General features: G+C 72.7%; 16 protein-coding genes. 13 read left to right on the top strand and 3 right to left on the bottom strand.

Translation table 11 applies throughout. From position 1 onward, the window contains the following. Positions 1 to 8 precede the first annotated feature (8 nt). From ACIQUT_RS21270 to ACIQUT_RS21255, 4 genes are all read left to right on the top strand, one after another. Complete coding sequence (locus ACIQUT_RS21270; RefSeq protein WP_403564625.1) at positions 9 to 1,406, top strand: diaminobutyrate--2-oxoglutarate transaminase family protein; 1,398 nt, start codon at positions 9 to 11, stop codon at positions 1,404 to 1,406. Positions 1,407 to 2,480: 1,074 nt separating this feature from the next. Then, positions 2,481 to 4,304 carry an IucA/IucC family protein gene (locus ACIQUT_RS21265; RefSeq protein WP_403564624.1) on the top strand — a complete coding sequence of 608 codons (1,824 nt, stop codon included), beginning with the start codon at positions 2,481 to 2,483 and terminating at the stop codon, positions 4,302 to 4,304. A gap of 5 nt (positions 4,305 to 4,309) precedes the next feature. Further along, positions 4,310 to 4,987, top strand: a complete 678-nt coding sequence (locus ACIQUT_RS21260) for a GNAT family N-acetyltransferase (RefSeq protein ID WP_403564622.1) — start codon at positions 4,310 to 4,312, stop codon at positions 4,985 to 4,987. Between the two features lie 260 nt (positions 4,988 to 5,247). Next, positions 5,248 to 7,218 carry an ATP-dependent DNA helicase gene (locus tag ACIQUT_RS21255; protein ID WP_403564621.1) on the top strand — a complete coding sequence of 657 codons (1,971 nt, stop codon included), beginning with the start codon at positions 5,248 to 5,250 and terminating at the stop codon, positions 7,216 to 7,218. 205 nt (positions 7,219 to 7,423) lie between these two features. Here the strand turns inward: ACIQUT_RS21255 and lexA are convergent, their stop codons facing one another. Next, the gene (gene lexA / locus ACIQUT_RS21250; protein WP_403564620.1) at positions 7,424 to 8,215 is read right to left on the bottom strand and encodes a transcriptional repressor LexA; all 792 of its coding nucleotides are present in this window, start codon (positions 8,213 to 8,215) and stop codon (positions 7,424 to 7,426) included. A gap of 487 nt (positions 8,216 to 8,702) precedes the next feature. On the opposite strand from lexA, the gene nrdR reads away from it, so the two are divergent. Further along, the gene (gene nrdR, locus ACIQUT_RS21245) at positions 8,703 to 9,215 is read left to right on the top strand and encodes a transcriptional regulator NrdR (protein ID WP_403564618.1); all 513 of its coding nucleotides are present in this window, start codon (positions 8,703 to 8,705) and stop codon (positions 9,213 to 9,215) included. Between the two features lie 194 nt (positions 9,216 to 9,409). Then, positions 9,410 to 12,295: a vitamin B12-dependent ribonucleotide reductase gene (locus ACIQUT_RS21240; protein ID WP_403564616.1), complete on the top strand. Its 2,886-nt coding sequence runs from the start codon at positions 9,410 to 9,412 to the stop codon at positions 12,293 to 12,295. 155 nt (positions 12,296 to 12,450) lie between these two features. On the opposite strand, the gene ACIQUT_RS21235 is transcribed toward ACIQUT_RS21240, so the two are convergent. After that, complete coding sequence (locus ACIQUT_RS21235) at positions 12,451 to 13,410, bottom strand: DUF1152 domain-containing protein (RefSeq protein WP_403564615.1); 960 nt, start codon at positions 13,408 to 13,410, stop codon at positions 12,451 to 12,453. Positions 13,411 to 13,486: 76 nt separating this feature from the next. Here ACIQUT_RS21235 and ACIQUT_RS21230 point away from each other — a divergent pair, with 76 nt between their 5' ends. From ACIQUT_RS21230 to ACIQUT_RS21200, 7 genes are all read left to right on the top strand, one after another. Continuing rightward, a complete protein-coding gene (locus ACIQUT_RS21230; RefSeq protein WP_403564614.1) occupies positions 13,487 to 14,326 on the top strand; it encodes an arylamine N-acetyltransferase in 840 nt (279 codons plus the stop codon). 32 nt (positions 14,327 to 14,358) lie between these two features. After that, positions 14,359 to 14,964, top strand: coding sequence for a YdbC family protein (locus ACIQUT_RS21225; protein ID WP_403564612.1), 606 nt, complete (start codon positions 14,359 to 14,361; stop codon positions 14,962 to 14,964). Positions 14,965 to 15,037: 73 nt separating this feature from the next. After that, the gene (locus ACIQUT_RS21220; protein WP_403564611.1) at positions 15,038 to 15,697 is read left to right on the top strand and encodes a histidine phosphatase family protein; all 660 of its coding nucleotides are present in this window, start codon (positions 15,038 to 15,040) and stop codon (positions 15,695 to 15,697) included. Between the two features lie 11 nt (positions 15,698 to 15,708). Beyond that, positions 15,709 to 16,626: an ADP-ribosylglycohydrolase family protein gene (locus ACIQUT_RS21215; RefSeq protein ID WP_403564609.1), complete on the top strand. Its 918-nt coding sequence runs from the start codon at positions 15,709 to 15,711 to the stop codon at positions 16,624 to 16,626. Between the two features lie 267 nt (positions 16,627 to 16,893). Next, the gene (locus ACIQUT_RS21210) at positions 16,894 to 18,762 is read left to right on the top strand and encodes a DUF4153 domain-containing protein (RefSeq protein WP_403564607.1); all 1,869 of its coding nucleotides are present in this window, start codon (positions 16,894 to 16,896) and stop codon (positions 18,760 to 18,762) included. A 429-nt stretch (positions 18,763 to 19,191) separates the two neighbouring features. Then, a complete protein-coding gene (locus ACIQUT_RS21205; RefSeq protein ID WP_403564606.1) occupies positions 19,192 to 19,902 on the top strand; it encodes a ribonuclease HII in 711 nt (236 codons plus the stop codon). A 59-nt stretch (positions 19,903 to 19,961) separates the two neighbouring features. Further along, a complete protein-coding gene (locus tag ACIQUT_RS21200; RefSeq protein ID WP_403564604.1) occupies positions 19,962 to 20,579 on the top strand; it encodes a hypothetical protein in 618 nt (205 codons plus the stop codon). A 188-nt stretch (positions 20,580 to 20,767) separates the two neighbouring features. Here ACIQUT_RS21200 and ACIQUT_RS21195 read toward each other — a convergent pair whose 3' ends face one another. Further along, the gene (locus tag ACIQUT_RS21195) at positions 20,768 to 21,397 is read right to left on the bottom strand and encodes a hypothetical protein (protein ID WP_403564603.1); all 630 of its coding nucleotides are present in this window, start codon (positions 21,395 to 21,397) and stop codon (positions 20,768 to 20,770) included. Positions 21,398 to 21,429 lie beyond the last annotated feature (32 nt).

Below are 21,429 nucleotides of genomic sequence, written 5' to 3'. Positions count from 1 at the left end.
TCGTGGCGTTGACCGGGCATGACATGGCGTTGCAGGGCCAGGCGCAGGGGAGCCGGGCGGCGCCGGGGCACGGGGCAGCGGGGAACGGCGGTCCGGGGAGCGGTGCAACCGGGAGCGGCGGCGGTGCGGAGGCGGCGGAGGGCATCCTGCGGCGCCAGGCGGTCCGGGAGTCGGCCGCCCGCACGTACGCCCACTCCCTGCCGATCGTCCCGGTCCGCGCCCGCGGCCTCACCATCGAGGGCGCCGACGGCCGCCGCTACCTCGACTGCCTCTCCGGCGCGGGCAGCCTGGCCCTGGGCCACAACCACCCGGTGGTGCTCGAAGCCATCCGAGGCGTCCTCGACTCCGGTGCCCCCCTGCACGTCCTGGACCTGGCGTCTCCGGTCAAGGACGCCTTCACCACCGAGCTGTTCGCCACCCTGCCCGCCGAACTGGCCGCCGACGCCCGCATCCAGTTCTGCGGGCCCACCGCCGCGGACGCCGTCGAGGCCGCGGTCAAGCTGGTCCGCACCGCGACCGGGCGCTCCGGGCTGCTCGCGTTCACCGGCGCCGACCACGACGCGGCCCTCGACGTGGCCCTCGACGTACGGGTGACCCGGCTTCCGTATCCGCACGACCTCCGCTGCCCGTTCGGCGTCGGAGGCGCCGACGGGGCCCGGCTCGGGGCGCGCTGGACCGAGAGCCTCCTGGACGATCCGAAAGGCGGGGTGCCGGCCCCGGCCGGGATGCTCGTCGAACCGGTACAGGGCGAGGGCGGGGTCCTGCCGGCGCCGGACCCCTGGCTGCGCCGCATGCGCGAGATCACCGAGGCGCGCGGGATCCCGCTGATCGCGGACGAGGTGCAGACCGGTGTCGGCCGGACCGGTGCCTTCTGGGGCGTCGACCACGCGGGGGTGGTCCCGGACGTGATGGTCATGTCCAAGGCGATCGGCGGCAGCCTCCCGCTGGCGGTGCTCGTCTACCGCTCCGGCCTGGACGTCTGGGCCCCCGGTGCCCACGCCGGCACCTTCCGCGGCAACCAGCTGGCCATGGCCGCGGGCACCGCCACCCTTGCCTTCGTACGGCAGAACCGCCTGGCCGAGCGCGCCGGAGCCCTGGGCGCGCGGATGCTCACCGCCCTGAGCGGCCTGGCCGAGGTCCACCCCTGCATCGGGGACGTCCGCGGCCGCGGCCTGATGATCGGCGTCGAACTGGTCGACCCCGAAACCCGGGCCGCCGCCCCCGACCTCGCCGCGGCCGTCCGGCAGGAGTGCCTGAGGCGGGGCCTGATCGTCGACCTCGGCGGCCGCCACTCCAGCGTCGTCCGGCTCCTGCCCCCGCTGACCCTCACCGACGAGCAGGCCGGGGCCGTCCTCGACCGCCTCGCCGACGCCATCCCCGCCGCCGCGGCCCGCCGCCCCCACTGACCCACCTCGAGGACCCCCATGCCCGACCCCGCCCTCCCGCCCCCGTCCCCCACCACCCCGACCCCCGCTTCCCCCACCCAGCCCGCATCCCCGCCCCACCCCACAGGGCCAGTCCCCCCTACCCCGCCCAACCCGGCCCGGTCCGCCGCCCCGGGCAGCCCCGATCAGCCGCCCTCCACCCCGCCTCCCCGGCTCGCGGACCCGGGGAACCCCGGCGGCGCTCCCCGCCCGGCCGCCGGAACAGGGGACCGTGACCCTGCCGCCCGCCTGCCCAACCCACCCGTCGGGCAGGCGACCGCGCCCGCGACCACAGCCACACCGCAGCCCGCCCCGGCCAGGCCCGCCCGGCCGGAGGATCATGCCCGGCCCCCGCACGACCCACCAGCTGTCCGACCCGCCGAGCCACCCGTCGGTCAGGCTCCCGCTCCTGCAGCACCGCTCCTGCCCGCAGGCGTCCCGCAAACCGCCCCGACCAGGCCTGCCGGGCCGGTAGGCGCCCCGTCAGCTGCCGAGGCCGCCGGTTCGAGCCGTGGCCCGGAGGTTTCGCAGGCGACGGGTCGGCACGCCGACACGCCGTACCTCGCGCCCGCCGTTCCGCCGGCCGGTACCCCCGCGGCCCGAGGGGCGGAGCCGGGGCCTCCAGAGGCGGACCGGCACAGCGTGCAGGCCGACGACCCCAGGACCATCCAGGCCGAGCCGCCGGGCGCAGCTCGGCCGGCAGCCCCACCGGATTCCGGCGGCCCCGGGGCCCCGGATGCGGGCGGCACACCGGCACAGGGGCTTTCGCCCGCGGCTTCGCAGGCGTCGGCGCATGCTGCCACGCCCCCCGAGCCCCAGCGCCCGGCGGCGGCCGAAGCCCCGCAGGCCGTCGGGGGCGCCGGCGGCCCGACGGCGGACGCCGGGCCCGGTACCGGGAGCGCCGCCCCAGGGCCGGCCCCGCAGGCCCGTCCCGAGCAGGACCACGGCAGCCCTGACCGGCCGGGCGGACGCGCAGCCGATGGGGGTGAGCGCACCGGGGGAGGGGCCGACCCGTACCCGGCGCCCCCGCCGCTGCCCCCGGCTGCCGGGGCCCTGGTGCCCCGCCAGAACCACGGCGCGTTCCGCCCCCGCGTGGGCTCCGCGGGCCTGGTCGGCCCCGAACCCGCCATGCTGCCCGACCTGTTGGACCACCCCGACCCCGCCACCGCCGCCGAGGCCGCGACGGTGGAGAACCTCCTGCGGTGCTGGGTCCGCGAGAACGGCATCGGCCGTCCCGACGGGCCCGCCGGCACCCTGCTCCGTATCCCCCTCCCCGCGTCCGGCACCGCCCTGCTCATTGCCGTCCGCTACTGGTCCCCTTCCGGCTGGCACCGCTTCGCGCCCGCCCGGCTCGAAGGCGCCCCCGCCCATGCCCCGGCCTTGGACGCCGTCACCCTCGTCTCGCTCCTCGCCCGCGAGGGCAGCCCCGCCGGCCCCTTCGGCCGCGGCGGCACCGCCCTCGCCGGCCGGGTCGCCGACTCGGTACGGCGGACCGCCGAGTTCATCGCCGACCGGCGCGCACGGCCCACCCCGCCCGCCCCGATCGCCGGTGACCTCTTCCTCACCGCCGAACAGTCCCTCCTCCTCGGTCACCCCCTCCAACCTCATCCGAAGAGCCGCGAAGGGCTCTCAGCGATCGAAGCGCGCCGCTACTCACCCGAACTCCACGGCTCCTTCCCCCTGCACTGGCTGGCCGTCGCCCCTTCCGCCCTCGCCACCGACTCCGCCTGGACCGAGCGCGGCCGCCCGGTGGCCGCCGCCCGGCTCCTGGACCGGCTCGCCCCCGAACTCCCGCTGCCCGACGGCACAACCCCCCTTCCCGTCCACCCCTGGCAGGCCCGCGACCTGCTCCAGCGCCCATCCGTCGCCGCCCTCCTCGACGCCGGGCTCCTCCACGACCTCGGCCCGCACGGCGAGCCCTGGTACCCCACCTCCTCCGTCCGCACCGTCTACCGCCCCGGCACCCCCGCGATGCTCAAGCTCTCCCTCGACCTGCGCACCACCGGCTCCCGCCGGGAGAACCCCCGCAAGGAACTCCACCGCGGCGTCGAAGTGCACCGGCTGCTCCGCACCGGCCTCGTGGAACAGTGGCGGGCGGCCCACTCCGGCTTCGACATCGTGCGCGACCCCGCCTGGGCCGCCGTCGACGCGCCGGACGGCACCCCCGTCCCCGGACTCGGCGTCGTACTGCGCCACAACCCCTTCCGCTCCCACGACGACGCCCTGTGCGTCGCCGCCCTCACTGCGCCCCGCCCCTGGCCGGGCCGGACCACGATGCGCTCACGGCTCGCCGAGGCCGTCTCCCGGCTCGCCGCCGCCACCGGGCGGCCGACCTCCGCCGTCGCCGCCGAGTGGTTCCTGCGCTATCTCGACCACGTCGTCCTGCCCGTCCTCGCCTTCGACGCGCTCGCCGGCATCGCCCTCGAAGCCCACCAGCGGAACACGCTGGTCGTGCTCGACCGGGAAGGCTGGCCCGTCGGCGGCCGGTACCGAGGCAGCCGGGGCTACTGCTTCCGCGCGTCCCGCCGCGCAGAACTCGAACGCCGGCTCCCCGGCATCGGCAGCGCCGGCGACACCTTCGTCTCCGACGCCGTCACCGACGAACGCTTCACCTCCTTCCTGGGCATCGACAACGTGCTCGGCCTCATCGGGGCCTTCGGGTCCCAGCGGCTCGCCGACGAACGCGTCCTGCTCGCCGCCTTCCGCCGCTTCCTCGGCAAGGCCTCCGGCCTCGGCCCCCTGCCCGAGCGGCTGCTCGACTCACCCACCTTGCGCTGCAACGCGAACCTGCTCACCCGCCAGGGCGGCCTCGAGGAACACGTCGGCCCCCTCGACCCCCGGTCCGCCTACGTCACCATCGCCAACCCCCTCCACGATTGAGCCCGATGCCCTCCACCGAAATCGAAATCCCAGCCCCCTTGGCGGGGCGCCGTACCGCCCGCCCCGCCGCCTTCCGCTTCGCGGCCGGGCTGCTGCCCCTGCTCGCCGAAGCCGAGCTGCTCGACTCCCCGGCCGGATGGGGCAGCGTCACCACCGCGGCCGGGGCCTTCCGTCTGGAGCCCGTCCGCCTCGGCCGCGACCTGGAACTCCTCACCCGGTGGATGAACGACCCCGACGCGGCCGCGCACTGGGAACTCGCCGGTCCCGCCTCCGTCACCGCCGCACATCTGCGGTCCCAGCTCGACGGCGACGGCAGCAGCATTCCCTGCGTCGGCTACCTCGACGGCACTCCGATGAGCTACTGGGAGATCTACCGGGCCGACCTCCACCCGCTCGCCCGCCACTACCGGGCGCGCCCCCACGACGCCGGTATCCACCTGCTCATCGGAGACGGCACGCACCGCGGCCGCGGCCTGGGCACGACCCTGCTGCGCACCGTCGCCAACCTGGTGCTCGACAATCGCCCGCGCTGCACCCGCGTCATCGCCGAACCGGACATCCGCAACACCCCTTCCGTGTCGGCCTTCCTGGCCTCCGGCTTCCGCTGTTCCACCGAGATCGACCTCCCCGGGAAGCGCGCCGCCCTGATGATCCGGGAGCGGGCCCTGCGCAACCTCATCTGACGGCCGCCCCGCACCCCCGGATCCCGACGCCGCATGTCTCCTCCGCTTCCTCCGTGCTTCCCGACCTCCTCACGGTGGCCCTTTCATCTCCAAAAACTCTGTGCCGCGCAGCAAGGTTCCGGCCGACCGGAGGTTCACCCGGGAGAGTGAGGCCGCCGTCCGTCGGCCCTCGCCACCCGGGCTTCCGGTGCCCTTGTATCGGCCATGCATCCCCGCTGTGGCCGTCACTGTCGGTGGCGCCCCGTAGGGTGGTAGGTGCTATGACGAAGCCCTCCCTCACCGACCTGCTGCACGCAGCCGTCTCCGCCGTCGGCGGCACGGAGCGGCCCGGCCAGGTCGCCATGGCCGAAGCCGTCGCCGAAGCGATCGACGACAACACCCACCGGCTCATCCAGGCCGGCACCGGCACCGGCAAGTCCCTCGGCTACCTGGTGCCGGCCCTCGCGCACGGCGAGCGCGTGGTCGTCGCCACGGCGACGCTGGCGCTGCAGCGGCAGCTGGTCGAGCGCGACCTGCCGCGGACGGTGGAGGCGCTGCACCCGCAGCTGCGCCGCCGCCCGCAGTTCGCCATGCTCAAGGGCCGGTCCAACTACCTCTGCCTGCACCGGCTGCACGAGGGCGCGCCGCAGGACGAGGAGGAGGGCCTCTTCGACCAGTTCGAGGCGGCCGCCCCGACGAGCAAGCTCGGACAGGACCTGCTGCGCCTGAGGGACTGGGCCGACGAGACGGAGACGGGCGACCGGGACGATCTCACGCCCGGCGTCTCCGACCGCGCCTGGAGCCAGGTCTCGGTCTCCTCCCGCGAGTGCCTCGGCGCGTCGAAGTGCGCGTACGGTGCCGAGTGCTTCGCCGAGGCCGCCCGCGAGCGGGCCAAGCTCGCCGACGTGGTCGTCACCAACCACGCGCTGCTGGCCATCGACGCGATCGAGGGCGCCCCCGTCCTGCCCCAGCACGAGGTGCTGATCGTGGACGAGGCGCACGAGCTCGTGTCCCGCGTGACCGGGGCCGCCACCGGCGAGGTCACTCCCGGCCAGGTCAACCGCGCCGTGAAGCGCGCCGCGAAGCTGGTCGACGAGAAGACCGCCGATGCCCTGCAGACCGCCTCGGAGTCCTTCGAGCGGGTCATGGAGCTGGCCCTCCCCGGCCGGCTGGAGGAGATCCCGGAGGACCTCGGCTACGCGCTGACCGCGCTGCGGGACGCCGCGCGCAACGTCATCTCCGCGATCGGGGCGACCAGGGACAAGTCCGTCGCCGACGAGGACGCGGTCCGCAAGCAGGCACTCGCCTCCGTGGAGAACGTCCACGCGGTGGCGGAGCGGATCATTGCCGGATCCGAGTACGACGTCGTCTGGTACGAGCGCCACGACCGTTTCGGCGCCACCCTCCGCGTGGCCCCGCTGTCGGTGTCCGGGCTGCTGCGCGAGAAGCTGTTCGAGGACCGCTCCGTGGTCCTCACCTCGGCGACCCTCAAGCTGGGAGGGGACTTCAACGGGGTCGCGGCCTCGCTGGGACTGTCCCCTGAGGGCGTGGAAGCGGACGACGCACCGGCCTGGAAGGGCCTGGACGCCGGCTCGCCGTTCGACTACCCCAAGCAGGGCATCCTCTACGTCGCCAAGCACCTCGCCACGCCCGGCCGCGAGGGCACCCGCGGCGACATGATGGACGAGCTCGCCGAGCTGATCGAGGCGGCCGGCGGCCGGACCCTCGGCCTGTTCTCCTCCATGCGCGGCGCCAAGGCGGCCGCCGAGGAGCTCCGCGGCCGGCTCGACCACCCGATCCTGCTGCAGGGCGAGGAAACCCTGGGTGAGCTGATCAAGGCGTTCGCCGCCGACCCGAAGACCTGCCTGTTCGGGACGCTGTCCCTGTGGCAGGGCGTGGATGTGCCCGGACCGAGCTGCCAGCTCGTGATCATGGACCGGATCCCGTTCCCGCGTCCTGACGACCCGCTGATGAGCGCCCGCCAGAAGTCGGTCGAGGAGCACGGGGGCAACGGGTTCATGGCGGTCGCCGCCACGCACGCCGCACTGCTGATGGCCCAGGGTGCAGGCCGGCTCGTACGGGCATCGGGAGACCGGGGCATCGTCGCGGTCCTCGACCCCCGGCTGGCCACGGCCCGCTACGGGAGCTTCCTGAAGGCCTCGCTCCCGGACTTCTGGTACACCACGGACCGCAACCAGGTCCGCCGCTCCCTCGCCGCCATCGACGCGGCTGCCCAGGCGGACGGGAAGTAACGACGCCGAAGCGTCGGCGCGGAACACCCGGTGGGAAACACCCGGCGCAGCCGCAATGCCACACGACAAAGCCGTCGGCACCCGAAACCACAACCCGGGTGCCGACGGCCATGACTCGGCGGCTGCGGAGCTCTGCGCCGGCAAGGGATACAAGACAGCTCCGGGACCGGCGCAGTGAGTCCCGGAGCTGGACAGGGGCGCGGGCTCAGACCCGGCGCAGTACGGCGACGACCTTGCCGAGGATGGTGGCCTCGTCGCCGGGGATCGGCTGGTACGCCGCGTTGTGCGGGAGCAGCCAGACGTGGCCGTCCTCGCGCTTGAACCGCTTGACCGTTGCCTCGCCGTCGAGCATCGCGGCGACGATGTCGCCGTTCTCGGCGACCGGCTGGCGGCGGACGGTGACCCAGTCGCCGTCGCAGATCGCGGCTTCGATCATCGAGTCGCCGACGACCTTGAGGACGAAGAGCTCACCGTCGCCGACGAGCTGGCGCGGGAGCGGGAAGACGTCCTCCACCGACTCCTCGGCGAGGATCGGGCCGCCGGCCGCGATCCGTCCGACCAGGGGAACGTACGACGCGGCGGGCTTGCCGGTGGTGTCGGTGGGCTGCGAGCTGGGCTGGTCCGACGCGCGGACCTCGTACGCCCGGGGCCGGTGCGGGTCGCGGCGCAGGAACCCCTTGCGCTCCAGGGCCATCAGCTGGTGGGCGACGGACGAGGTGCTGGACAGGCCCACCGCCTGGCCGATCTCCCGCATCGACGGCGGGTAGCCCCGCCGCTGCACGGAGTCGCGGATGACCTCGATGACCCTCCGCTGCCGGTCCGTGAGCCCGGAGCTGTCGGCGCGGATGCCTGGAGGGCGCCCTGGCAGGGAGCGCGCGGGCCGGACGGAGTCCGCCTCCGGGTTCAGGCTTGCTTCATTCATGGCGTGCACCGGGTCGAGTCGGCTCTGGGAGCGGTTCTGGGCAGTGATGGCGGCACTGTCTGCGGTCGTGGTCACGTCGGCGGCCCCTCTCGAAATGTTCTCCCTAGCTGGACAACGGTAGTTGCTTTCGAAAGGTTGCGCCAAACACACGTTCGAGTGAAAAATCGCAGATCGTCCACCGTGATCACATCGAGAGGTGTATGGCAGATGTGCGTGGCGGCGCATGGTCCACCGAACGCAGGTTCGGTCCCGCGTCCGCTGTTTACGGTACCCTTCCCGCGCGGATCGGCGCCTTCCGGTCCCCGTGCCAGTGTGGCACCGCGCATGCCTTCCATCCGGTCATCGGGCCGCGACACGCGGTAGTGGAATCGAGCCGCCGCAACCCCATATCTAGTGGTTGGATGAGCGAGGTCACCCACAACTTGTGTTTCAGTGGGCTCACGAGGCCCTCGGAATCGCATATGCTTGTGGTGCTCCGCGAGCCCCCCACAGGGGCGAGCCCCTGTCTCCAGGGGTGGGCGGGGCGATTCAGTCGTGCCGAGAGGGAGGGTGAAGGAAACCCATGCACTGCCCCTTCTGCAGGCACCCCGACAGCCGGGTCGTCGACAGCCGCACCACCGACGACGGCACGTCGATCCGCAGACGCCGCCAGTGCCCGGACTGCTCCCGTCGCTTCACGACGGTGGAGACGGCCTCGCTGATGGTGATCAAGCGCAGCGGGGTCACCGAACCCTTCAGCCGCACCAAGGTCATCTCCGGCGTGCGCAAGGCGTGCCAGGGGCGGCCCGTCACCGAGGACGCCCTCGCCAAGCTCGGCCAGCGGGTCGAGGAGGCGGTGCGCGCCACCGGCAGCGCCGAGCTGACCACCCACGACGTGGGTCTGGCCATACTCGGCCCGCTCCAGGAGCTCGATCTCGTCGCGTACCTGCGGTTCGCGTCCGTGTACAAAGCGTTCGACACCCTTGAAGACTTCGAGACGGCCATCGCGGAACTGCGCGACCGGCGGCCTCACCCCGAAGAGTGCGAGTCCAGAGGGGCCGTTCAGGTCCCCGTGCCCGCCTCCGCCGCCGACTGACCGGGCGGCCGCGCGTCCCGCGCGGCCCGTCTGCTCGGCCTGGCGCCCCTCCCGGCGGTAGCCGGGGACTCCCGGTACATCCGGGGACTCCCGGTGTGCCCGGGGGAGACGAAACGTAACAAGACACAGCACTGTGCCGCGGAATATCGCTGGCACTTTAGGGCGTTTTTGCCCGCATATGGGAGGCAGGCGGCATGACAGAGACGGCGAGCAGCTCGGCACGTGGTTCCCGCACCAAGGGGACCAAGGCGGCCAAGGGCGGCCTGCGGATCGAGCGCATCCACACCACCCCGGGCGTGCACCCGTACGACGAGGTGAACTGGGAGCTCCGTGACGTCGTCATGACCAACTGGCGCGACGGCTCGGTCAACTTCGAGCAGCGCGGCGTCGAGTTCCCCGACTTCTGGTCGGTGAACGCGGTCAACATCGTCACCAGCAAGTACTTCCGCGGCGCCGTCGGCACCCCGCAGCGCGAGACCGGCCTGAAGCAGCTCATCGACCGCATCGTGAAGACGTACACGAAGGCCGGCGAGGACTACGGCTACTTCGCGTCCCCCGCCGACGCGGAGATCTTCGAGCACGAGCTGACCTACGCCCTCCTGCACCAGATCTTCAGCTTCAACTCCCCGGTGTGGTTCAACGTCGGCACGCCCCAGCCGCAGCAGGTCTCCGCCTGCTTCATCCTGTCCGTCGACGACTCCATGGAGTCGATCCTCGACTGGTACAAGGAAGAGGGCATGATCTTCAAGGGCGGCTCCGGCGCCGGCCTGAACCTCTCCCGCATCCGCTCCTCCAAGGAGCTCCTCTCCTCCGGCGGCAACGCCTCCGGCCCGGTCTCCTTCATGCGCGGCGCCGACGCGTCCGCCGGAACGATCAAGTCGGGCGGTGCCACCCGCCGCGCGGCCAAGATGGTCGTGCTCGACGTGGACCACCCGGACGTCGAGGACTTCATCGCCACCAAGGTGAAGGAAGAGGAGAAGATCCGCGCCCTGCGCGACGCGGGCTTCGACATGGACCTGGGCGGCGACGACATCACGTCCGTCCAGTACCAGAACGCCAACAACTCCGTCCGCGTGAACGACGAGTTCATGACGGCCGTCGAGAACGGCACCGGCTTCGGCCTGCGCGCCCGCATGACCGGCGAGGTCATCGAGGAGGTCGACGCCAAGGCGCTGTTCCGCAAGCTCGCCGAGGCCGCATGGGCCTGCGCCGACCCGGGCATCCAGTACGACGGTGTGATCAACCGCTGGCACACCTGCCCCGAGTCCGGCCGCATCACCGCGTCCAACCCGTGCAGCGAGTACATGCACCTGGACAACACGTCCTGCAACCTCGCCTCGCTGAACCTGATGAAGTTCCTCGACGACGACGGCAAGGGCAACCAGTCCTTCGACGCCGCCCGCTTCGCCAAGGTCGTCGAGCTCGTCATCACCGCGATGGACATCTCCATCTGCTTCGCGGACTTCCCGACGCAGAAGATCGGCGAGAACACCCGCGCCTACCGCCAGCTCGGCATCGGCTACGCCAACCTCGGCGCCCTGCTGATGGCGACCGGCCACGCGTACGACTCGGACGGCGGCCGCACGCTCGCCGCCTCCATCACCTCGCTGATGACCGGCACCGCGTACAAGCGCTCCGCCGAGCTGGCCGCCATCGTCGGCCCCTACGACGGCTACGCCCGCAACGCCGACGCCCACAAGCGCGTCATGAAGCAGCACGCGGACGCCAACGGTTCCGCGCCCCGCACCGAGGACCTGGACAACACGATCTGGGCCGCGGCCACCGAGGCCTGGCAGGACGTCCTGCGCCTCGGCGAGAAGAACGGCTTCCGCAACTCCCAGGCCTCCGTCCTCGCGCCGACCGGCACCATCGGTCTCGCGATGTCCTGCGACACCACCGGTGTCGAGCCGGACCTGGCCCTGGTCAAGTTCAAGAAGCTCGTCGGCGGCGGCTCGATGCAGATCGTCAACGGCACCGTCCCGCAGGCCCTGCGCCGCCTGGGCTACCACGAGGAGCAGATCGAGGCGATCGTCGCCCACATCGCCGAGCACGGCAACGTGATCGACGCCCCCGGCCTGAAGACCGAGCACTACGAGGTCTTCGACTGCGCCATGGGCGAGCGCTCCATCTCCCCGATGGGCCACGTCCGCATGATGGCCGCGATCCAGCCGTGGATCTCCGGCGCCATCTCCAAGACGGTCAACATGCCGGAGTCGGCGACCGTCGAGGAGGTCGAGGAGATCTACTTCGAGGCCTGGAAGCTCGGCGTCAAGGCCCTCGCGATCTACCGCGACAACTGCAAGGTCGGCCAGCCCCTCTCCGCCAAGAAGAAGGAGCAGGAGAAGGCCGAGGTCACCGAGAAGGCCGAGGAGACCATCCGCGCGGCGGTCGAGAAGGTCATCGAGTACCGCCCGGTCCGCAAGCGCCTGCCCAAGGGCCGCCCGGGGATCACCACCTCCTTCACGGTCGGTGGCGCCGAGGGCTACATGACCGCCAACTCCTACCCGGACGACGGCCTGGGCGAGGTCTTCCTGAAGATGTCCAAGCAGGGCTCCACCCTCGCCGGCATGATGGACGCCTTCTCCATCGCCGTGTCGGTCGGCCTCCAGTACGGCGTCCCGCTGGAGACCTACGTCTCGAAGTTCACCAACATGCGCTTCGAGCCCGCCGGCATGACGGACGACCCGGACGTGCGGATGGCGCAGTCGATCGTCGACTACATCTTCCGCCGCCTGGCCCTGGACTTCCTGCCGTTCGAGACCCGCTCCGCCCTCGGCATCCACACCGCCGAGGAGCGCCAGCGCCACCTCGACACCGGCTCCTACGAGCCGCTCGAGGACGAGGTCGACACGGAGTCCCTGGCCCAGTCCGCCCCGCTGGCCTCCGTACCCGCGGCCCCGAAGGCGCAGGCCGTGACCGTCCCGGCGCCGAAGACCGCGCACTCCAGCGCGGAACTGGTCGAGATGCAGCTCGGCGTCTCCGCCGACGCCCCGCTCTGCTTCTCCTGCGGTACGAAGATGCAGCGCGCCGGCTCCTGCTACATCTGCGAGGGCTGCGGCTCCACCAGCGGCTGCAGCTGATCCGCGGCGTCGCGGCCCGGGCGGGGTGATCCGCCCGGGCCCGCCCGGCAGCACACGAAGGGGACCGGCCACCGGCCGGTCCCCTTCGTGTGCCCGCCCCGGTCCCCTCGTCGTGTCCGCCCCGGTCCCGGGCACCGTCTTCGCGGGGCGCTCCGTCAGTGGGGGATGCGGCGGGCGGGGCGGGTCGCGATCTCGTCGCGGAACTCCGCGATGCGCGAGCTGACCTGCCGGATCAGGTGGGTGTCCTCGATCCGGTCCAGGTAGAGGCAGCGAGCCGCCAGGCCCGGCAGATCGAAGACGAAGCACAGGGACATCAGCGGATTGACGAAGAGCTCGCTGTTCCGTGTCCGGTCCGTGAAGCGCACGTCGCCGAAGTCGCCGCGGACGGCTGCCGCGATCGACCCGTTCACGATGCTCGGGCGGTCGGGAGTCCGGTCGTGGGCGTGTGCCACCGCGTCCAGGTAGAGGGCGCCCTCCCGGGTGGCCCGCGGGATCGAGAACGCGCCCAGATACGCTCCCTCGCGGTCCAGCGCCGCGATGTTCTCCAGGACCAGGGCGTGGCTCACCCCGTGGTAGGCGTCCACCCCGAAACCGACCGAGACCACGAGGCGTTCCGCGACGTCGTCCAGGGCGGCCAGCGCCGCGACGCTGGCCAGGTCCTCCTCCGGGGTGCCCAGTCCGGCCTCGTCCCCCCGCATCAGGATGTCCGTGCCGCCGTCGACGAGGACGACCGCGTCGATGCCGAGCCGGTCGATCAGTGCCCGGTAGGCGGCGCGCAGGGGCTGTACCCCGAGCCGGGGGAAGGCGTGGACCGTGGACGGATAGCGGTGCAGTTTCAGCCACCGGGCCAGTGTCCGCTCCGGGAAGTACGCCTGGTGGGGCGCGGTGTCCGGGGTGACCGCCGCGACGTCCGGCGCGACCCAGTCATCGGCGGGCAGGCCGGCGAGCGCGCTGAAGGACAGGTTGGCCAGATGGACGCGCTTGCCCTGGTGGAGGAGCGAGAGGGCGACCGGGAGTCCGGCATAGACGTCGAAGCCTCCGCCGGCGCCGGCGACCAGGATGGTCTCGGCATCGGCGAGGCGGGCGAAGAGAGGGTTGGTGTGCAGGGCCGTCATGCTGATCATTGTGCGAGCGCGGCGGACAGACGCCACGGACTTTTCACGGGCCGCGAGGCCGGAACGGGGGAGCGTCATGTGGAGTGGTGACCAGCTGGATCTAGGCGCCTACCTCGCGCGGATCGGATACGACGGACCCGTCGGGGACGACGGGGAACTCCGGCCGGACCTCGCGACGTTGTACGCAGTGCACCGGGCCCACACCGGTGCCATAGCCTTCGAGAGCCTGGACGTACTGCTCGGCCGCCCCGTCGCGCTGGACGTCAAGGCCATCGAGGACAAGCTCGTGCACGGCCGCCGCGGCGGCTACTGCTACGAGCAGAACTCGCTGCTGGCCGCTGCCCTGGAGCGGATCGGCTTCGAGGTGTCCGGGCGCGGTGCCCGCAACCGTACCCGGGGCGACACGCTCCTCCCGGTGACGCATGCCGTCCTCGTCGTCACCGTCGAGGGCCAACCCTTGCTGTGCGACGCCGGTTTCGGCCACCAGGGCCCGCTCGAACCCGTCCCGCTGGCCCGCCCCGGAGCCGAAGTGGCGCAAGGGGACTGGACCTACGCCGTCCGCGAGGAGGAGGACGGCATCCTCGCCCTGTCCCTGCTGCGCGGGGACACCTGGCGCGACCTCTACGCCTTCTCCCCGCAGCGCTACCACCCCGTCGACTACGTCCTGCTGAACCACTACAGCTCCACCCACCCCCGGTCCGCGTTCATCGGGCAGGTCATCGTGCAGAAGCCGGGCCGCGCCGTCCGCACCGCCCTCGTCGGCCGGGAACTCACCCGCCTGTACCCCGACGGGCGCAGCGAGCGCCGGTCCGTCACCCGCGGCGAACTGCCCGCCGTACTCGACCGCGAGTTCGGTCTTCGCCTCTCCGAGCGGGATGCGGAGCAACTGGACCGGGTGAACCTCGCCGAGGACTGACCCGGGCCGCGCCGGGCCCGTACCATGACGCCGTGCTGGTCAAGTGGATTCGCTGCACGGTGACGGACCGACGCGGGTTCGAGCGCGGGCAGCGCAAATGGGCGGGGCTGCCGGGGGAGCCGGGATTCCGGGGACAGGGCGGCGGTTGGAGCCGGGGGAGGCAGGGGGTCGCGCATGTCTTTGCGTTCTGGGAGAGCCGTTCCTTCTACGACTCGTTCATGGCCCGCTCGCACGACCGGCTGGCCGCGGCCCAGGCCGGCACGTACACCAACGCGCGGGTCAGCCTCTTCGACCACCGCTTCGACGTGAAGACCGGCTTCGAGCCGCGCTTCACCGATGCCGACGTCGTCCGCGTGGCCCACACCCGGGTACGGGAGGGCCGCGTGGACCACTTCGCGCTCATGCAGGAGAAGGTGTGGAATCCGGCCATGGCCGGGTCCCCCGGAATGGTCCGCGGCCTGTTCGGCGAGGCCCCCGGCCGGGAATTCCTGGTCCTGTCGATGTGGCACGCGGCCGCCGAGCACGGCAAGTACCGCCAGGAGCGGGTCGAGCGGCTCTCCCTGCGCGCCCAGACCGAGGCCGACATCGAGGCGCTCACCGGAGACGTCGTCGACCTGGAAGCCTCCTGGACGGTATGACCGTACGAAGATCGGCCGGCTTGACCGGCGTGCCCGGGTGCCGGGCACGCCGAAGGCCGCATAGGGTCGAAGAATGGCACGACCACGGCGCATCGTCCTCGTCCGGCACGGGGAATCCGAGGGCAACGTCGACGACACCGTGTACGAGCGGGAGCCCGACCACGCCCTGCGGATGACCGCGCTGGGCCACCGGCAGGCCGACGAGGCCGGCGCACGGCTCCGCGAGCTCTTCGGCGACGAGCATGTCAGCGCGTACGTGTCCCCGTACCGCCGGACCCTGCAGACCTTCCGGGACCTGAGGCTGGATCCGGCGCGGGTCCGGGTGCGCGAGGAGCCGCGGCTGCGCGAGCAGGACTGGGGAAACTGGCAGGACCGGGAGGACGTCCGCCTGCAGAAGGCCTACCGGGACACCTACGGGCACTTCTTCTACCGCTTCGCGCAAGGCGAGTCCGGAGCGGACGTCTACGACCGCGTCGGCTCCTTCCTGGAAAGCCTCCACCGCAGCTTCGAAGCCGATGACCACCCGCCGAACGTGCTGCTCGTGACACACGGGCTGACGATGAGGCTGTTCTGCATGCGCTGGTTCCACTGGTCGGTGGCCGAATTCGAATGCCTCTCCAACCCCGGGAACGGCGAGTACCGGGTGCTCATGCTGGGCCCCGGCGGCCGCTACCGCCTGGACCGCCCGTTTGAGCGGTGGACCACACCCGAGCCTTATGACCTGGACGGCTAGAGTGACGCGCAATGACCGCTGATTCCGCTTCCGAACGGCGCTTCGCACGCGCCATGGCCAGCCTCCGCGGGCTGGCCCTGGGAGACGCCCTCGGCTCCCAGTACTTCGTCCCCGTCAACTACCCCCTGCTCAAGCGCCGCGAACTGCCCGTCGGCACCGACACCTGGCAGTGGACCGACGACACCGAGATGGCCTGCTCGGTCCTCGCCGTCCTCGCCGAACACGGCCGCATCGACCAGGACGCCCTCGCCAACTCCTTCGCCCACCACCACGACTTCGACCGCGGCTACGGTCCCGCGGTGAACCGGATGCTGCGCCTGGTCCGGGAGGGCGAGGACTGGCGGACCCTTGCCGCCGAACTGTTCAACGGGCAGGGCTCGTGGGGCAACGGCGCGGCCATGCGCATCGCGCCCCTGGGCGCCTGGTACGCCGACGACCCCGAGCAGGCGATCCACCAGGCGGAGATCTCCGCCTACACCACCCACCAGCACCGCGAGGCGGTGTGCGGGGCGATGGCCGTCGCCGCGGCGGCCGCCCTGGCGGCGGATCCGCTGGGCCCGCCGACCTCCACCGACCTGCTGGACAACGTCATCGCGCTGGTGCCGCGCAGCGCCGTGGGCGCGGGCCTGCGGCGGGCCCGGGACATGCTGGACTACGGCGACGCGACCACGGTGGCGGCGGTCTTGGGCTGCGGGCGCCGCACCAGCGCGCACGACACCGTGCCGTTCGCCCTCTGGTCGGCGGCCCGCTCGCTGAACGACTACGCGCAGGCGTTCTGGACCACCGCGCAGGTGGGCGGGGACGTCGACACGACCTGCGCGATCGTCGGCGGCGTGCTGGGCGGGCGCGGGGAGGAGGTGCTGCCTGCCGCATGGCTGGCGCGCACCGAAGCCCTCCCCGCGTGGCTTCCCCAGACGCCGAAGCACTAGCCCGCGCCCGGGTGGAGCGCTGCCCGCGCGACGGCCCGGGAGGAAACGGGGCCGTTTCCTCCCGGGCCGGCGGAGGGTACGTGCCGGAGCACCTGGCCGGAGCATCCGCCGCGGTGCCCGCGCCCGCTCCCGCTCCCGCGCTCGGATTTGTCACGGTCCTGCCACAGGCGCCTGTCAATCCCGGTAAAGCCGCACGTCACAGGCCTAACCTGTGCCCTTTGCCGACTCCGCGGCACAGCGGGGGCGGCTGACAGGGAGGGGAGCCCGATGGCAGAGAATGCCGACCCGGCCGAAACGGGGGCAGCATCCGCAGACAGCAACGCGGAAGCAGCGTCCGAGGGCGCGAACCCGCCCGCAGGGTCCGGGGGTGTGACTGCGCCTGCAGGGTCCGGGGGTGTGACCGCGCCCGTAGGGTCGGACGGTGTGAGCGCGCCTGCAGGGTCCGGGGGTGTGACCGCGCCCGTAGGGTTCGGCGGCGCCAACCCGCCGGCGCAGATGCCGAGTCCGGCGGCGGGCAGGCCCGGCGTCGCAGCCGCGGGCGTGCCCCCGCAGGCCTTCGCCGGGCCGCCGCCGGGCTGGGACCCCACGGCCTGGCAGAGGTACCAGGCCCGGCAGGAGCGCAAACGCAGCGGCGCCTGGTCCATCGCCCCGCTCTCCTGGGCCGTGGCTGCCCAGCCTGCCCAGCCGGCGCCCGTCTCCACCGCGGTCCTGGCCTCCGCCCTCGCCACCGGCATCGCCGCCGCCCTGTTCCTGGGCGACGGACTGGGGCTCAGCCTGCTGCTCGTCGCCCTGCCGGCGATGGTCGCCGCGTACGCCGCCGCCCGCACAGCCGGCCGTACCGTCCGCCCGTGGACCGTGGTCTGGGCGCTCGGCTGCGTGGCCCTGCTGGCCGTCCCCGCGCTGCGCGACTCCGGCTGGCCCACCACGCTCGCGCTGCTCGGCGCCCTCCTCGCGGGCGCGCTCGCCCTGCACGGCAGCCGCACCTGGCACGGCACGCTGCTCAGCCCGCTCGGCCTCGTCGACGGGACCGTGACCGGGATCCGCTGGACCTGGGCCGGGCTGCGCTCGCGGAGCAGCGGTGTCGACCGGGGCCGCTGGATGCCCGTGGTCAAGGCGGCCGGTGTCGCGGTGGTCCTGCTGGTGCTCTTCGGTGCCCTGTTCGCCTCCGCAGACGCGGCGTTCGCGGACCTGCTGGGCGAGCTCATCCCCGACGTCTCGATCGGCGACGGCCCGGTGCGGCTGCTGCTCTTCCTGCTGGCGGCCGTCATCGCCCTCGGCCTCGCCCGCACCGCCGCGGCGCCGTCGCGCTGGGACCGGATCGAGATATCCGCCGGCAAGCCCCGCTCCCGCGTAGAATGGGCGCTCCCGCTCATCGTGCTGAACCTGCTCTTCGCCGGCTTCAACGCCGTCCAACTCGCCGTCCTCTTCGGTGGATACGACAAGGTCCTGCGCAGCACGGGGCTCACCTACTCCGAGTACGCCCGCCAGGGCTTCTGGCAGCTGCTCTGGGCGACCCTGCTCACCCTCGCCGTGATCGCGCTCGCCCTGCGCTGGGCCCCGCGCTCCGGCACCGCCGACCGGCGGCTCGTCCGCACCGTCCTCGGCACGCTGTGCGCGCTGACCCTGGTGGTGGTCGCCTCCGCGCTGCGCCGCATGGACCTGTACGTGGACGCGTACGGCCTGACCCGGCTGCGGGTGTCGGTGGCCGCGATGGAGCTCTGGCTCGGCCTGGTCATCGTGCTGATCATGGCCGTCGGGGTGTTCGGCGCCCGCTGGCTGCCGCGTGCCGTCGTCGGAAGTGCCGCGGCCGCCACGCTCGCGTTCGGGCTGATGTCCCCGGATGCCGTGATCGCCGAGCAGAACGCCGTCCGCTTCACCGAGACCGGCAAGATCGACCTGGCGTACTTCCGGTTCCTGTCGGCGGACGCGGTGCCCGCCCTGGACCGGCTGCCCGAACCCCAGCGCTCCTGCGCCCTGCGCGGGATCAACGACGAGCTCGCGCGCGCCGGCCAGGTGCCGTGGTACGCGATGAGCCTCGACGGGTACCGGGCCCGGAAGATCCTCGACGAGCGTCCGGTGACCGTCCCGTACCAGGTCTGCCACCGCCTCGGCGCGTTCGGGAGCCGCTCCGAGTAGGGGACGCTCCGCACGGTACGAGGGCCCGGGCCCGGGACGAGATCCCGCACCCGGGCCCTCGTGCTGTCGGCGGCCACGGTGCTTCACGAATGCGATGTGCCGTGTGTGGACCGGCCCCACGGGCAGGTCCGGGCGGGTCGGACGTGCCGGGGCCGCCGCTGATCAGGGATCCTTCACCGCAGGGGATGGTGTGGGATTGAAGGTCGGTGGATGCGCCGGTTCCGTTTTGTCTGCGGTGTCGGATCGCCGCTTCCGGAGTGCCGGACGGAAGTGTGCAGGAGTGAACGGGTCGGATCCGGGGGTCGGGGAAACCGCCGCTCGTCCGGCCCCTCCGCGGCCGGTGCCCGGGCCGTCGGGCGGGCCGCCGCGCGGACTCCGCCCGGGCCGGGGTGTGCAGGCGGCTCGGGGCGGCGTAATCTTGCTGGCGCCATGGCCTACGAAGCACCCACTCACACCGTCGAACGCTCCCTCCGTGCAACCACCGGCGCCAAGGTCATCGCCGGGGTCGACGAAGTCGGACGAGGGGCCTGGGCCGGTCCGGTCACCGTGTGCGCAGCCATCACCGGACTGCGCCGGCCGCCCGAAGGGCTCACCGATTCCAAGCTCCTCACGCACAAGCGGCGCGACGCCCTCCTCGAGGTCCTGGAGGCGTGGGTCACCTCGTACGCCCTGGGGCACGCCTCCCCGGAGGAGATAGACGAACTCGGGATGACGGCCGCGTTGAGGCTGGCCGCGGAGCGCGCCCTCGAGGCGCTGCCCGTACGGCCCGATGCGGTGATCCTCGACGGCAAACACGACTACCTCGGAGCCCCCTGGCAGGTCCGTACCGTGATCAAGGGTGACCAGTCCTGCGTCGCCGTTGCCGCGGCCTCGGTGATAGCCAAGGTCAGGCGCGACCGGATGATGGCCGAACTCGGCGGCCAGGGCGGCGGGTTCGAGGCCTACGCCTTCGGCGCCAACGCCGGATACCCTTCGCCCGTCCACCGGGCCGCGCTGGAGGAGCTGGGACCCACCCCGTACCACCGGCTCTCGTGGTCGTACCTCGACGCGCTGCCCCGGTGGCGCCACCTGAAGAAGGTGCGCCGCAGCGAGGAAGCGATGGAGCTGGAAAACGGAGGCCAACTCGGCTTCGATTTCTGATCGCACCCAAGTGCCCCCCGCCGGTACGTTTCGTACCGGTGTTTGATAGATATCAACTCATGCCTCTCATCCCCGAGGAGCCTCAGATTCACGAGAGTGCCCAGGGTCCCCGCGTCACGCCGGCCGCGAGCCGCACCGCGCAGACCCCCCGTCCCGTACCTGGTCCGCGTCCCGCCGCCGTCCCGCGGCCCGGACGTCCCGGTCCCGCCACCCGGCCCGCACCGCAGGCCGCACCCGCTGCCGGGCCCGTTTCCCCCGCCGCCACCGCACCGTCCGTCTCGACGGCGGTGCCGCAGATCCAGCTGATCCCGGCCTCCGCCGAGGGCGCGCTGGACGCGGCCGAAGAGGCCGTCGACCTGCTGCTCGACACCGGGCGCGCGCCCGGTGACATCCTGGTGCTCACCACCGGCGAGCTGCACCCGTGGGCCGCGCACGAACTGTCCTTCGGCGAGGCCGCCTACTGGGCCCTGCACGATGCCGCGGACGACGTGTTCTATGCGGACGCGACGCAGGTCAAGCGCGCCGCCGCCCGTCCCGTCGTGGTCTTCGCGGCCAACGGCGGACCCGAGGAGGCCGCTGCCGCCAACCTGCCGGTCGCGCTCGCGCGGGCCGGTGCGCTGCTGATCGTGTGCGGTGAACCGCAGCGGATCAACTCCGTTCTGGGCGCGGGCGTCTGACGCCCCGCACCCCGGTGCGGGCGAGGGGCGGGGCTGGCCGGGGCCGGCCCCGCTGAAGCCCGCAGCCCGAACCGCCGTACGCCCGCTCAGGGTGTACGGCCGCAAGGGCTGTCCGTACGCCGTTGCGCGGGCGCGGCCGCGTGTGCCGGGATGTGGCAGCAGGCCAGGTCGCGGACAGGCAGGGCGCGTCAGCGTGCGGCAGTGCGGCGCAGGGCCTCGGCCGCGCCGCCACCGGTGCTCAGGTTCAGCGCGGGGAACTCGGCAACGGCGTCGCCGAGCCGCTCCGGCCGCGAGTCCGAGCTGGGGCGCCGGCCTCCCCGGCCTTCACCGAGCACCTGCCAGCCGGTGCGGGTCAGCGTGATGTACGCGCCGCAGCGCAGCCCGTGCAGAGTGCAGGCGTCGCGCAGCCCCCACATCCATGCGCCGTCCTCCTCGGTCCACCGCTCGTCGCCCTCCCGGCAGTACATCAGCACCGCCGTGCGCACCGGGGTGCGCAGGCGCAGGTCGTGGGGGATGACCCGGCGCAGGGCGGCCAGGAGCGCGTTGCGGTAATCCCAGCCGTCGGCCGACGCGGACCGCTGGACGAACGACGCGCTCGCCACGAGCCGTTCCTCGGAGTCGAGGACGGCTATGACCGCGGTCGACGGCACGGGGCTGTGCCGGGAATGCAGTCCGCTGACGACCTCGCGGGGGTTGCGCAGCAGGGGGATGCCCGCCGCCGTCCACTCCCCGGGTTCCAGCAGTCTTCCGTGCCGACTGCCACCGCGGGTCGCGTTCGCCAGTGACGATGTGGAAGGCGGGGCGAATCCGAAGGTCACGGTCCTCCCTTCGGGTACACGCCCGCGGACGG

Origin of the sequence: Streptomyces sp. NPDC090445, from assembly GCF_044769385.1 — a bacterium.
Lineage (GTDB): Bacteria > Actinomycetota > Actinomycetes > Streptomycetales > Streptomycetaceae > Streptomyces.
Note: the sequence above shows the minus strand (reverse complement) of the source record. Positions and strands in the feature narration are given on the sequence as shown.

Coding starts and splice junctions, on each gene's coding strand:
- ACIQUT_RS21260 (WP_403564622.1), top strand. CDS start 4,310: ATGCCCTCCACCGAAATCGAAATCCCAGCCCCCTTGGCGGGGCGCCGT.
- ACIQUT_RS21255 (WP_403564621.1), top strand. CDS start 5,248: ATGACGAAGCCCTCCCTCACCGACCTGCTGCACGCAGCCGTCTCCGCC.
- nrdR (WP_403564618.1), top strand. CDS start 8,703: ATGCACTGCCCCTTCTGCAGGCACCCCGACAGCCGGGTCGTCGACAGC.
- ACIQUT_RS21240 (WP_403564616.1), top strand. CDS start 9,410: ATGACAGAGACGGCGAGCAGCTCGGCACGTGGTTCCCGCACCAAGGGG.
- ACIQUT_RS21235 (WP_403564615.1), bottom strand. CDS start 13,410: ATGACGGCCCTGCACACCAACCCTCTCTTCGCCCGCCTCGCCGATGCC.
- ACIQUT_RS21230 (WP_403564614.1), top strand. CDS start 13,487: ATGTGGAGTGGTGACCAGCTGGATCTAGGCGCCTACCTCGCGCGGATC.
- ACIQUT_RS21220 (WP_403564611.1), top strand. CDS start 15,038: ATGGCACGACCACGGCGCATCGTCCTCGTCCGGCACGGGGAATCCGAG.
- ACIQUT_RS21215 (WP_403564609.1), top strand. CDS start 15,709: ATGACCGCTGATTCCGCTTCCGAACGGCGCTTCGCACGCGCCATGGCC.
- ACIQUT_RS21210 (WP_403564607.1), top strand. CDS start 16,894: ATGGCAGAGAATGCCGACCCGGCCGAAACGGGGGCAGCATCCGCAGAC.
- ACIQUT_RS21205 (WP_403564606.1), top strand. CDS start 19,192: ATGGCCTACGAAGCACCCACTCACACCGTCGAACGCTCCCTCCGTGCA.
- ACIQUT_RS21200 (WP_403564604.1), top strand. CDS start 19,962: ATGCCTCTCATCCCCGAGGAGCCTCAGATTCACGAGAGTGCCCAGGGT.